Here is a 13,941-nt window from a genome sequence, read left to right on the forward strand (position 1 = left end):
GCAGCAAATTCGATTACTGACCTGATCAATGACGGCCGTTTATTCGTTTTTAGAGATACTAGAAGAGACTGAGACAACTTTTGTCCCAATCTCTTTTTTTTGTTTCATTAACTATCATTAGCTGACGATCAGCTTGGTGATTCAACCATTAGAGGAAGCCAGATGTGGGTGAGATCTTTTCATAGTTTTCCCAAGCCCATAAAAATCTCCTAGGTACCTTTTAAGTATATTTTAAAACAATAATGCATATATATACAAATCGAATCATTTTTAAGAGGTTGTTTTAAGAAGGGGAAATAAGGAACTTTCTTAGTTTCAGTAAACGATTAATTCTTTTTTACAGGTATCAAGATTTCAAATACACGTTTTTCAGGAATCGTGGTAGTAATTTCATCTTGCCATAATATTTTCCAAAAAAATCTTTCTGGAATAAATTTATTTTTTTGAAAATAGTTCAGTAGTTTCTGATTGATTTCTTGCTTATTATAATTGGAATCCTCTATGAAGAAAGAGACATATGTTCCATTCGATCTGGTTATAATTTTCTCTGCGTCGTAAAGATGACTTTGTTCCTTGTTTATTTTAATTAGTGACCTAAAAGGAGTTTTTTGAATGTCAGAAAAAATAGAATCTTCTACTAAAAAATTTATAGGATAGCCATTAAATAAATCTTTTTGATCTAAGGATAAATAAAAATCACTATAACTAGATAAAGAATCGATGGAGTCGTAGTAATGAGAATGCATTAAATCAGAACAAATAAAAGATTCTTCTTCTCTATAAGAATGAGTAATTATATCAAAATTTATATTTTTCAATGTTGTATACCGATCGATATAATTTTCTAAAAACGTCTGCATATGTTTTAAGTCATTGATTTTTTCATCTAAAATTTCTTTTCGCTTTTTAAATTCTGTCAGCGTGTCATCCATGTTTCGATTATCGAGAAAATATTTAATCTGTTCTAAAGGTACATCAAGAAATTTCAAGGTTAGTATAACGTCTAATTCAAAGCATTGGTCACAAGTATAATATCTATAACCATGAGTAGATATTTTTTTTGGTTTGAATAAATCAATTTGATCATAATAAATTAAGGTTCTTCTACTTAAATTGACGTATTTTGCAAATTCACTGATTGTTAAATAATTATTCATAATTACCTCCTTGAATGTAACGTAACGTTACAGTTTATTCTAGCAGAGCAATAACCCAAATTCGTTATAAAAGGAGATTCTTATGTTAAGTTTAATCGAAATAAAAAAAGTATTTGGAAATGAAATAGTATTGAATCATTTATCAGGAGATTTCCAAAAAGGCCTCAATTTTATTTACGGTCCATCGGGTAGTGGGAAGACAACACTATTAAATATCATTAGTGGTATGGATCAAAATTTTGAAGGAGATGTTTATTTTAACAATCAGTCGATGAAACGTTTTACGAAAAAAGAACTATCCGACTATTATTACAATTCAATCGGTTTTATCTGGCAAGATTACCAATTGATAGAATACTTAAGTGTAGAATGTAACATTGATTTAGTTCTAAGCCTATCGAACTTAAATAAAGCAGAACGAAAAATGAAAGTAGCAAAGGTATTAGAGGAACTAGGAATATCTGGATTAGCTAAAATGAAAGTGGCAAAATTATCTGGCGGACAAAAACAACGAGTAGCGATAGCTAGAGCATTAGTAAAAGATCCAGAAATAATCATAGCAGATGAACCAACTAAAGCATTAGATCTTTTAGCTGCTAATAAAATAATGACGGAGCTAAAAAAAATCGCTAAAGAAAGAATAGTGATAATAGTCACTCATGATAAAGGTTTAATTGAAAAAGACGCAAATGTCTATAGCATGGAGCAAGGACAACTAAAATTAGTAGGGCAAAGTAAACAACACTCAAAAGATGATGGGAAAAACAATCGATTGAATAAACCTCCTTATTTATCTTTAAAAAATTGTATCTCTCAATCTTTTAACATTCTAAAAGGCGCATCCATATATTCTATATTAACGATTATTTTACTCATACTTTCTTCCTTTTTTATGTTGATTAATTTGAGTGGGGAAATAAAAGAAAAACAAGATGATAATTTTAGCCGTCTCGTTAAAGAAAGAGGAGAGACGATCAAAGATATTTCTTTGTCAAAAGAATCGACAGGTGGTGGTCCTTCTGGTTCTCTAAAACAAGATACTTCAGGAGCAGTAGATTTATTAAAAGATGATCCCAGAGTAGATTTTGTGGCACCCTTGGAAATAGTGGGTGATTTGAAACTAAACGTAGGAGATTTGATTAACAATTATGAAGTGAAGGATAGCTTTAACTTTCCTGCAATTACGAAATTGATAGCTGGAAGATACCCTTCAATTGGAGAAATAGAAGTGGCTGTTCCTAAACGGTTACTGGATTTACTAGGTCTAAAACCCACCGACGTAATCGGGAAAAACTTAAATATGACAGGACTTATAGACGTAAATCCAAAGATTGGAAGCAATGAAATTACAGGATCAAAGGTCTCATTAAATGATGTAAAAGTAGTGGGAGTCATTGAAAATAATCCTAAAGGTGGAGCAATTACCAGCACTTTAGGAAGACGTGACGGGAAACTAACGGATGGCCCGTTGTTGTTTAGTGTAGAAGCTATCAAAAAAATGCGCCAACAAGCAGGCATTGAGAAATCGATAAGTTATAACGTAAGAGCAAAAACATTAGATGATATTTTACCTATCGTGAATAAACTACAACAATCAGGTTTACAACCTTCTGGAGATTTTAGCATGATTGAAGATATGCTCCGATTGAGAAAGAAAAATGAGGAGCAAGGGGTTACCATCAGTTTGATATTCTTTGTATTGTCACTAACAATTAGTATTGTTCTGGCTTTGTTCAATTTTTATATAAAGAAAAGTGAATTTCGTTTTTTCAAATTCAATGGTTTCAGTAATAAAAATATTTTAAGTTTAATCATTTCAGAATACTTTATACTTGGAATAATGTCTTCTCTTCTATTTCTGATAACTTTCCCAATGCTTAGTCTTTTAAGTCAAAAATTATTTAGTATATATATAGTATCTACTAATAACTTAGTTTTGGTATTGTTGCTACCATTTGTCCAATCAATAATAATCAGTATCCTATCCTACTTATTATTTCTTAAAACTAATCCTACTCATAAAATGAAACAAGGTGATTCGAATGATTTACTTAAATAATGTCAGTAAAAAGTACAAAGATTTGGATATACTACTACATGCCAATTATCGATTTAAAGATGGTACGTTAACTTGTGTATTAGGGAATAGTGGAGCTGGTAAATCAACATTATTAAATTTAATAGCAGGCTTAGACATAGATTATGATGGGAAAATTGAAAATTTATGTTTTAAGGAAAAAAATTTCTCAAATAAAAACTTGTCTAATTATAGATTCAACAATGTGGGATTTATTTTTCAAGATTATCATCTCTTAAATGGATATACAGTACTTGAAAATGTCATAATGGGGGCACATTTAGACTCTGAACTAACGAAAGAAGAGAAAATCGAAAAAGCATTGAATTTATTAACGGAACTGGGATTAAAAAACAAGGCAAATCAAATGGTCCATAAGTTAAGCGGTGGTCAAAAACAAAGAGCATCTATAGCGAGAGCCTTAATGAACGATCCTAAAATAATTCTTGCAGATGAACCAACGGCTGCTTTAGATGAATTAAATAGTGATGGTGTCATGAAGATACTAAAAAGGTTGGCAAGGAATCGAACCGTGATTGTTATTACACATAGTGAAAAAGTTTCAAAGTACGCCGATGAAATAGTCTGTTTAAAAAATCATACAATAGAAATAGTTAAAGAAAAAGAGCGATATGAATTAGACTATAGTAAGGAAAGTCAGACTTTCACAGCGAAAAAAGCTAAAGAGATTGTCCCAAAACTCAACTCAAAATTACTTTTTTGGATAGCAATCAGGAATTTTAGAATACATTTTTTAAAAAATTTACTTGCTATCGTATTGATTTCATTAGGAACGGTCTCTTTTATTTCAACGTTAGGAATAAAAAATACAATAAAAAATGAAATACAGTCATTTAAAGAAAAAAATGATTACTATAGTAAAGGATCAATTGCTTTTTCAAAAAAGCCTTTATCTGAAGGGCTTACTTATTTACAAACATTACCAAACGTTAAGGATGTGTATTACCAATATAATCTCCAAAATATTCATCTTAAATATGATCATAAGAATAAACACTTAGATACTAAATCGCCAACGTTGATTTCTTCCAATCTTTCGATGATTTATGGGGACATGCCTAAAGATAATAGGAATGAAATCAGTCTATCTTTAAGTGTTGCCTCGTCTTTGAGTAAGAATATTAATCAATTAGTTGGAAAGTACGTTGACTTTGAATACTTTGATAAGGAGGGACAAAAACATAAAATAAAAATGAAAGTGAGTGGTATCTCAAACGATACTTTTGATAACTTTACAATGAGTACGAAGCTGGAAAAGAAAATTTATAAAGAAGTAGCTAAAGGTGAGGCTTCTGCTATAGCGTTTAGTGTGAAAAATTTTGAGGACATTCCCAAAATTCATCGCCTGCTGAAAAGTAAGGGGTACGATATATACACTAAGGAAAAAGACATTCGTGCTTTTAAAAATAGTTTTGCTGATACTATAAAGTTGTTTACCATATTATCCAATTTACTTTTACTCCTATTTATCTCTGTTAGTTTTATTATAATCTATCGAATTTCTATCACTAGATATTCTGAAGTTGGTATACTAAGTTGCTTAGGATATAGTACCAGAAATATCTCTAAGATATTGAGAAGAGAAACCGTTCTATTTTGTCTACTATCCGTCTTATTTAGTAGTATATGGCTTCTTATTTTTAATACTGTATATAGCCAGAACTTTGGTTATAATCTAGAGTTTAATTTCCAACTAGGGATGCTTTTGTTGTTAGTAAATATTGGATTAGTTTTTGGCATAACTGGTTTTGTTAATTATCGATTGGTCAACCTATCACCTAGTCTGGCTTTAAAAAAATAAGATCTTTAACTTTAGAAATATAGTACTGACTAAGAGTCTGGGACTGAGACAAAAGTTGTCTCAGTCTCTTCTAGTATCTCTAAAAACGAATAAACGGTGATACAAAAGTAGCATCTTCGGAAATAAGCCGAAATTTACCAAAAATTTGAGAAGCAATTTTCGGAAATTCCTTCTTATTTCTTGATGCTGAACACTTTTGTCTCAACCTCAGTTTTTTTGCTTTTATTTCCCACAAATCTTAGGCTATTTTTATGAATTGAAAAAGTATAAATATGATCGAAGAAGTGTTATTCGCAGTTCAAATAATGAACATTCCATTTCTTCTGCTCTTACTACACCAGCTCTTCAAGTACTTGTTTGATTGCCAGCAGATCGGCTAATGTGACTTGGGCATTGATCAGTAAAACGGGGACGGTTTCAAAACTTTCTGTTAAAGGAGCGGTACTAAGGCAGAGATCATAGTCTTCGTTTTCAAAATGGCTGCGAATATCCAGATGGTAGTAGCTTTGAAAAGAAGTCTCGATACGTTCTTTGATTGTTAAAGAAAGTGCCAAAGGTAAATCTGTTTCGAGTTTAAGGTTGATTTTTTTCATAAAGGTGGATGGTGGTGAAACCAAGGTCCAAGCAACCGCTACATGTAACGCAAGTCCTTTTCGTTTACTGTCTGAGGATGAGTAAAGATCAATTTGATCTAACAATTGTTCAGAACGCATCAAAAGGTTGGGAAAATTCTGCGAGACATAGTGCTGTAGATTATAGCCGGTCAAGGTATGGATCGTCTCTCCAAATAGTTCGACGGACAAAATTCCAGAAAGAATCGTTCGCAAAATCAAGTTCTTTTTTCTGGTAGACAATTGTTGAGAGTCTGTATCTTTCAGTAACAAATAGATGATTGCTTGCAAATAAGAACGATTTTGAACGCTTTCCTCTTGGATGGCAAAATAATCAGCTAACTGCTCTTTAGAAAAAGTGAGATCCAGATTTGATCGTAGCCACAAGAAAATAAAATGGCTCTCCATTGTTTCGAGTAAGAAGTGTTCACTCAACTCATCTGTCAGTTTTTTTAAGAGTGATGAATGCTGATCCGTCAATTGTTGGAAGATTTCTTGGTCTTTAGGCGGTAGATCAGGAGCTAAAGTGATCATTTCAGCTGTTATTTTTTTGCCTTTTCTAAACCGAATAATCGTCACGGCTAGTACATAAGTAGTAATTTTTAGTTCAATCTCATTGAAAGGAATTTCATTGATTTCATAAAAGTGTCGGGCGAGCATTTCACATTTTTGTTGAGAAATACCTGGAAATGGCCAGTGAAGACCAGAAAAATTTTTCCAAAAAAAAGCAACCATAAAATAGCGAATACGAGGTTCATCACCGACTAAATAGAGCATTCCTTTATTTTTTTTTACGGTAAACCCCAATGGCTGTAGTAGCGTTTCTAGTTCATAGCTTCGCTTTCGTACAGTAGATTCGGATAAATAATTCTCGTAGGCGAATTTGACTAGATTCACTTCATTTTCCAACAATAAAGTTTCAAATAAATTGAAAAAAGGATTTTCTTGTAATATTTTACGAATCACCGTTTTATAGTCTGTTTTGGTTCCTGTGAATTTATAGCCGAGACCATGTTTTGTATGAAAAATTGGTTCACGACTTTCATCTGTCATTAGGGAATGATTGCTTAGAACATCGTAATATTTGTAGATCGAACGCCGATCCATATTGAGGGCTTGGCTCATTTCTTCAATCGTTACAAAGCGCTTTTGATGATATAAAAAATGCAAAAGTTCGATTTCTTTTTTGACATCATTTCCAAAAAAATCATTGAATATTTCCATAAAAAAACTCCTAACCAAAGATTTCCCTCGATTCTTAGCTGTTACTTGATGCCATCTTATCATAAAAAGAGGATTTTAATGTATTCCAAATGTACATTTTTTTAGCTCAGAAAAGATTCCAGAAAATTTATACTAGCAATTGTTGAAAAAATTCTAGGGTTTTAATAAGGATGGGGAAATCTGTTGGTAGAAAAGGAGAGAAATGATGGGAACGAGAAAAGACAGCTATTTCAAGATAGTGATTTTATTCGTAGGATTAATGAGTATTTTACTGGGAATAGGGATGCAAAAATCATTTGCGGAGACGGTTGATTTTGCTTATACCGATTCTACGGGACAACGTTTAACCAATGGAACAGCAGTAGGGAATACCTATAATTATGATTATGGCCATGCACCAGAAGCTGTATTTGACGAGGAAAATTATGTTAATTACGCTGACCGAGCGTATTTAAAAAAGAGTGTCACAGAAGATAGCGAGACACAAGGGTTATTTGATGTCACGTTAGATGTGAAAGGCAACCAGATCGGAACACCGATTGATTTAGTTTTGGTGATCGATTATTCTTCCTCCATGACTGGCGAAAAATTAACCAATGCTTTAATCGGATTACAACAATTTGGCAATGAATTAGCGGATTCGTTAGCTAATGGGAATATACGTGTGGGGATCGTAGCATACAATCGAGAGGTTTATTCAACAAATGGTTTTTCAAGTAATATGAATGACTTAGAGAACTTCTTGAAATATACCGCTGAGTCACATTCGGGAACATTTATGCAAAAAGGATTATTAGCAGGGCAACGGTTATTATTGGAGAAAAGTCGGCCAGAAGCGGAAAAATTATTTATTCATATTGGTGATGATAGTGCCAATCGTAGTTATCTTCCAGTACAAGGAGCGAAAGAGTATCCAAATGAGGGAGAGATCATTGATTATAATGGCTACCATACCGATCGTTATATTCAAGATTTTCAAACTGATTCTGACAAATACTATACGACGAACAGTAACCCTTCTGATCCCAATGCAATTTCTGTTAGTAGTTCAGTTGTGACAGATGCGACCTTAGGAACGATTGTTTCTCTCAAGCATTCGGGTTTTACCTGTTATTCGATAGCGACAGCACCTTCTGCTCGAGGGGAATATATTGGGCGAAACTTAGCTTCTAAACCGCAACAATACCTTACAACCGATGAAAATCTAAGCGGTTTGGGTTCTGCCTTAACAGAGATTGCCAACCAAATTGATAAAACGATTCCTAATGGTACGATCACTGATCCTATGGGGCAAGACATTTTACTCCAGGGAGCGGGTGAGTTTAATGAATGTTCCTATCAATTAGTCGGTTGGCGAAAAAATGAACAAGGAAATTGGGAACAAGCCAATGATGTAGTGGCTGATGTAGTTGTATCGGAAGCGAACCAAACGATTACGATTGCAAATATTGCATTAGGGGAAAATGAACGGCTTACGTGTACCTATCAAGTTCGTTTAAACACTGAAAATACTCATTTTAAAGGCGAAACTTGGTATTTGTGTAATGGACGGACAACGTTAGCACCAACAAATGAAAGTGAATTATTTGATTTTCCAATCCCTTCAATCAAGGCACCGACAACCACAATCCAAGTAGCAAAAAAATGGAAAAATGTAGCGGCATCCGAGATCCCAGAGACTATTGACTATGTGATTCGCAGGAGTTCGGTCGTTGATCCTACGAGTTGGCAAAGTTCAGCGGTGCTTTCTTTAAGAAAACAAGATAATTATCAAGCGACGATCAAGGAACTGCCAGTGGGAAACGAAAAAGCGGTCTTACCAAAATACAATAATCAAGGAGAAGACTTTACTTATCAAGTAGCGGAAGTGAATGTACCTGATGAATTTGAGAGTAACGTAACCAATAATGACAATTCTTTTGTGATCACGAATACGAAAAAAACGACCGAACCAAGCACAACAGAACCAAGCACAACAGAATCAAGTATGACCGAATCAAGTGCCATCGACTTAAGAAACTCTGGACCAAGTACAACTAAAAAAGAGGCGATGCTCCAGATTGCTTCTGAATCTTCGACTGATTCTGAAGCGGAACATTTACCAAAAACAAATGAACATTCCTCGTCCATTCTGGTCTTTCTGGGAACGATGATCGTCGGATCGGTGGGTTATTATTTGATTCGTAAAATAAGATAGCCAATCAGCTGATGTAGCTCAGAATGTCTGAAACTAGATGTTCTGAGTTTTTTTGTGCTATAGTTTAGTCAAAGTCATGTTGTGAAACGAAGGGGGAAACAGGATGAAAAAAGCGTTGTTGGTCGTTAATCCAAGTTCTGGAGGAGAACAAGCACAAGAATATGAAAAACTGGCCCATCAAAAGTTAACCACGATGTTTGATGAAGTCGTTGTTCTTCATACGAAAAAAGCTGGAGATGCCAAGAATTTTACTCGAGAAGCAGCAGTGGATAGGTATCACAGCGTGTTTGTCATGGGTGGAGATGGTACTGTTAATGAAGGAATCAATGGGATCGCTGAACAAGCACATCGTCCAAATTTTGGTTTTATTCCGTTAGGAACAGTCAACGACTTAGCCCGTGCTTTAGGCATACCGTTAGAACCCGAAGAAGCTATCGCTCATCTTTCAATGGATGCGTTGCAACCATTAGATATTGGGAAAATCAATGACCAATATTTTATGAATGTCGTGGCGATCGGGACCATTCCTGAGTCAATCAATGATGTAGATCCAGAAAAGAAAACAAAATATGGTAAGTTTGCTTACTTTATCTCAGGAATCAAGCAATTGGCTGGAACCCAATCTTATAAATTCCAGTTAGTCATTGATGGGCAGGAAAAACAAATTGAAAGTAGTACATTGCTGGTAGGATTAACTAATTCAATTGGTGGTTTTGAAACATTGATACCTAATGCTAAAGTAAATGATGGCAAATTGCACTTGGTTTATTTAAAAGACACTTCATTGTTAGATACGTTAAAAACATTGCCTGATTTGTTAAAAGGTGTTGATTCTTCTACCGATCATCTGGCTTATCAAACCTGTGAAACGATCCAGATTGCTTTGGATGAAGACCAAGAATTGGCAACAAATGTGGATGGCGATGAAGGTGTCAAGCTGCCTGTCACACTAAAAGTTCTTCCTTCACATCTGATGATTTATTGTTGAGAAACCAGGGAGGATCAGCTTTCTATAACTGTTGATCTGAGTCATATCCTTTGTTTTGAACAGTAGGTCCCCCTGTCATCTGATGTCGATTTTAAGCGGATCTGAGAATCTGGTGAGACAGAGGCTGTGAATAAAGTTGGAATAATGAACTGAAAAACAGCCAGGATGAGGTTGAGGCAAATTTTGGCTCAGTCTCGTTCTGGCTGTTTTTGGTTAGTTATATTTAGCTGATTTAGTTAGAAGGACGAAAAAGCATTTCTCCTGAAAAAATGAAGGAGTCTCTTAATCTAATGCTTCGATAAAGCGTTGAGCAATCTCTTGAGGGCGTGTGATCGCACCACCTACAACGATGCCAGCTACGCCTAGATCTTTGACTTGTTTGGCTTGTTGTGGCGTGTGGATCCGACCTTCTGCAATAACGCATATATCAGCTTGGATCAGTTCTTGGATGAGTGGGAGATCAGGACCAGCTTGTTTCACACTTTCTTCTGTATAGCCGCTTAAAGTTGTCCCCACAAAATCAACTCCTGCTTCGTAAGCATTCTTTCCTTCTTCAAAAGTGGCGATATCAGCCATCAATAATTGCTGTGGATATTTTTCTTTGACTCTAGCAATGAATTCATTGATGGTCAGACCATCGTGGCGTTTGCGTAAAGTACAATCCAAAGCGATAACTTCAACCCCTGTGGCTACTAGTTCATCAACTTCACGCATGGTTGCTGTGATAAATGGCGCTTCAGGAGGATAATCACGTTTAATGATACCGATGATCGGCAGGGCCACTTTTTCTTTGATCGCCATAATATCCCGTACTGAGTTCGCACGGATACCAACAGCTCCTGCTTTTTCAGCAGCTAAAGCAAAATAAGGCATCAAACTACCTTCTTCTGTATAAAAAGGTTCTCCAGGTAAGGCTTGGCAGGAAACGATCAGCCCACCAGCAATTTTTTCTAAGAATAATTGTTTGTCCATTCTGATTTTCTCCTTTATAGTTTTTTTTTCAGTTTCACAAAAACGTTTCGCAAAGAGCTAAGGCTATGCGAATGATAGCAAAAAAGTGATTACTTAGATAACGGTTATCTAAGATAAATTGCTTGCTCAGACAAATAAGCGGTTTAGAAAAAAGCTTTATTTTTTGATTACAAAATAAGTGTAGCGATTTCGTAATTATTGAGCAAGTGATAGTTCTCAAAAACAGCGTAGATCAGTTGAGTGAATGAATTGACATAAAAAAACAAAAGTCCTTGCTTTTTTCTTAATTTTTATATATGATTTTAACAATTTAGGGTAAAAATGAAAGAAAAGGGGTAACAAAAATGACGAAGTATCAACGGAAGGTTTTATTAGCAACATCATCAGGGATTGCATTAGAGAATATGGATATCATGTTCCTAGCTTTTTCTTTATCTTCAATGATTGCAACTTTTCATATTAGTGGAACGCAAGCGGGAATGATTGCGACGATCACTAATCTGGGGATGCTCGTTGGAGGTATTTTTTTTGGTCTGATGGCGGATAAATATGGTCGAGTAAAGGTGTTCTCTCAAACGGTTATCTTATTTTCAATTGCTTCATTATTGATGTATTTTTCTTCAACGATTTATTTAGTCTACTTGTTTCGGTTTATTGCCGGAATCGGGGCTGGGGGCGAGTATGGCGCTTGTATGTCTTTGATCTCTGAAACTTTTTCAAAAAAACAAATTGGACGAGCTTCGTCCATTGCTGGTATTGGAGCCCAAGTAGGCGCGGCTCTCGCTGCTATTTTGGCGGCAATCGTCATTCCATGGCTCGGGTGGCGCATGTTATATGTGATTGGTGTATTACCTGTATTATTAGTTTTAGTCATCCGACATGGCTTAAAAGAACCGGAGGCATTTCAAGCTGCGAAAGCAACTAAAAAGGCGACAAAGTTACGCAATCTATTTGAAACGAAACAACTTACTTGGCAGACGATTGGCTTGAGTCTTATGGTGACTGTCCAAATTGCTGGTTATTTTGGTTTGATGAATTGGTTACCTTCGATCATGCAAGCACAACTAGGATTATCCGTTTCAGGTTCGTCTTTATGGATGGTGAGTACGATTGTGGGGATGTCATTAGGTATGTTGACTTTTGGGATCATCATGGATAAATTAGGTCCCAGAACAGCCTTTACTTTATTCTTGATTTGTTCAGCGCTCTCGGTCTTCTTACTCGTTTTAGCTCGTAGTCAATGGAGTTTAGTAGCAGCAGCGGTGGTTGTTGGTTACTTTATCAATGGCATGTATGGCGGCTATGGTGCAATCATTAGTAGCCTGTATCCTACTGAGATCCGTGCAACAGCCAATAACTTTATTATGAATTTAGGTAGAGCTGTAGGTGGATTTTCTTCGATCATTATTGGCTTTTTGATGGATCATTATCAATTATCTGCTGTGATTATTTTTCTAAGTAGTATTTATCTTGTCAGTCTAGTGGTCTTGTGGACACTTACTGGTGTAAAAGAATTAAAATTCAGCTTACAAGAATAACATCCATTGGTGTAAGTTATCAGTGGATAAGTAACATTCGTTATCATTTTGCTTTATAAAAAGATCGTTAAATAAATACGTATATTTTATTTTATCTAGGTAAATATACTTATTTTCTATTAAAAACATGGTATGATTATTAGTAATCGAATAAAGAAATAGGTGAATGTTCATGGATAGTATGGCGAAAGTCAATCAATTTAGAGACGAAAGAAATTGGCGACAATTTCATAACGAAAAAGATCTTGCAATTTCTATTTCCTTAGAAGCTTCTGAATTACTGGAGCTTTTTCAATGGAAGCAACCAGAAGAAGTGAAGGAAACTTCATTAGAGCGGATCAAAGAAGAACTGGCAGATGTCTTGATCTATTCTTACATGATGGCTGACAATTTACAGTTGGATCTTGATGAAATTATTGAAGAAAAATTAGCAAAAAATAAATTGAAATATCCAGTAGAAGCAAGTCGAGGACAACGAAAGAAATATACAGAACTTTAAGTGTGAAACTACAGGTTGCGTTTATTTTAGCTAAATAAGGGAGGCAAGTGAATGAAGGAAAAACCAAGCAAAGGTCGAGTAAAAAGATGGATCGCCAATTTTTTCTTATTTTTACTATTATTGGTTGGATTAGCGTTAATTTTTAATGAACAGATCAAAGATTATTTTGTTAAAAATACCGGAGATAAATACGCAATTGCCAATGTGACAAAAGATGAAATTAAGAAAAACAACGAAAAAGAGGCAAGTTTTGATTTTGATGCAGTGGAGTCAATGAGTACGGAAAGTGTGTTGCGTGCCCAATTGAATCGAACGGACTTACCAGTTATTGGTAGTATTGCTGTTCCTTCAGTGGCAATCAATATCCCGATTTTTAGAGGTTTAGATAATGCGAACTTGCTTTATGGTGCGGGGACACTAGATCCTAATCAGCAAATGGGAAAAGGAAATTATGCTTTAGCGAGTCATCGTTCGAGCAATCCACAACTATTATTCACGCCACTAGAAAATTTATCATTAGGAGATAAAATCTATTTGGTAGATTTGGAAAATGTCTATACGTATAAAGCAACCTTTAAAGAAAAAGTGGCACCGACGGAGACCCAGCTGTTAAATATCCAAGAAGGAAAATCGCTCGTTACGTTGATTACGTGCGGAGATATGAATGCGGTGACTCGATTAGTCGTTCAAGGTGAATTAGAGAAGGTTACACCAATGAAAAAAGCGACGAAAGAAATGAAGGCAGCATTCAATATGGAAACACGAACATTTTAGAAGAAAATAGTTAATGAAAAACCGACGATTGCTAGTTCGCTCGAACAGCTAATAGTTTTCGTCGGTTTTTTAATTTCTCATT

10 protein-coding genes are annotated in these 13,941 nt (G+C 35.0%); 7 read left to right on the forward strand and 3 right to left on the reverse strand.

From position 1 onward, the window contains the following. Positions 1-326: 326 nt before the first annotated feature. Positions 327-1,157, reverse strand: coding sequence for a MerR family transcriptional regulator (locus tag IGK81_RS02700; protein ID WP_010719950.1), 831 nt, complete (start codon positions 1,155-1,157; stop codon positions 327-329). 82 nt (positions 1,158-1,239) lie between these two features. Between IGK81_RS02700 and IGK81_RS02705 the strand changes: the two genes are divergently transcribed. Together IGK81_RS02705 and IGK81_RS02710 are read left to right on the forward strand one after the other, a co-directional pair. Next, positions 1,240-3,216: an ABC transporter ATP-binding protein/permease gene (locus IGK81_RS02705; protein ID WP_034699703.1), complete on the forward strand. Its 1,977-nt coding sequence runs from the start codon at positions 1,240-1,242 to the stop codon at positions 3,214-3,216. Then, positions 3,200-5,056: an ABC transporter ATP-binding protein/permease gene (locus IGK81_RS02710; protein WP_034699706.1), complete on the forward strand. Its 1,857-nt coding sequence runs from the start codon at positions 3,200-3,202 to the stop codon at positions 5,054-5,056. The genes IGK81_RS02705 and IGK81_RS02710 overlap by 17 nt, the downstream gene beginning before the upstream one ends. 332 nt (positions 5,057-5,388) lie before the next feature. Here the strand turns inward: IGK81_RS02710 and IGK81_RS02715 are convergent, their stop codons facing one another. Then, on the reverse strand, positions 5,389-6,891 hold the full coding sequence (locus tag IGK81_RS02715; protein ID WP_034699708.1) for a helix-turn-helix domain-containing protein: 1,503 nt from the start codon (positions 6,889-6,891) through the stop codon (positions 5,389-5,391). A gap of 205 nt (positions 6,892-7,096) precedes the next feature. Between IGK81_RS02715 and IGK81_RS02720 the strand changes: the two genes are divergently transcribed. Both IGK81_RS02720 and IGK81_RS02725 read left to right on the forward strand, forming a co-directional pair. After that, complete coding sequence (locus IGK81_RS02720; protein WP_438757486.1) at positions 7,097-9,088, forward strand: VWA domain-containing protein; 1,992 nt, start codon at positions 7,097-7,099, stop codon at positions 9,086-9,088. A 103-nt stretch (positions 9,089-9,191) separates the two neighbouring features. Beyond that, positions 9,192-10,076 carry a diacylglycerol/lipid kinase family protein gene (locus tag IGK81_RS02725; RefSeq protein ID WP_034699710.1) on the forward strand — a complete coding sequence of 295 codons (885 nt, stop codon included), beginning with the start codon at positions 9,192-9,194 and terminating at the stop codon, positions 10,074-10,076. Between the two features lie 282 nt (positions 10,077-10,358). Here IGK81_RS02725 and IGK81_RS02730 read toward each other — a convergent pair whose 3' ends face one another. Then, the gene (locus IGK81_RS02730) at positions 10,359-11,048 is read right to left on the reverse strand and encodes an N-acetylmannosamine-6-phosphate 2-epimerase (protein WP_034699713.1); all 690 of its coding nucleotides are present in this window, start codon (positions 11,046-11,048) and stop codon (positions 10,359-10,361) included. 344 nt (positions 11,049-11,392) lie between these two features. On the opposite strand from IGK81_RS02730, the gene IGK81_RS02735 reads away from it, so the two are divergent. The 3 genes from IGK81_RS02735 (at position 11,393) to IGK81_RS02745 (ending at position 13,859) form a co-directional block, all read left to right on the forward strand. After that, positions 11,393-12,586 carry an MFS transporter gene (locus IGK81_RS02735; protein WP_034699715.1) on the forward strand — a complete coding sequence of 398 codons (1,194 nt, stop codon included), beginning with the start codon at positions 11,393-11,395 and terminating at the stop codon, positions 12,584-12,586. A 172-nt stretch (positions 12,587-12,758) separates the two neighbouring features. Beyond that, the gene (locus IGK81_RS02740; protein ID WP_010719940.1) at positions 12,759-13,085 is read left to right on the forward strand and encodes a nucleotide pyrophosphohydrolase; all 327 of its coding nucleotides are present in this window, start codon (positions 12,759-12,761) and stop codon (positions 13,083-13,085) included. Positions 13,086-13,136: 51 nt separating this feature from the next. Beyond that, positions 13,137-13,859: a class A sortase gene (locus IGK81_RS02745; RefSeq protein WP_010738352.1), complete on the forward strand. Its 723-nt coding sequence runs from the start codon at positions 13,137-13,139 to the stop codon at positions 13,857-13,859. Positions 13,860-13,941 lie beyond the last annotated feature (82 nt).

It is taken from the genome of Enterococcus sp. DIV0703 (assembly GCF_051711065.1).
Lineage (GTDB): Bacteria > Bacillota > Bacilli > Lactobacillales > Enterococcaceae > Enterococcus_B > Enterococcus_B hirae.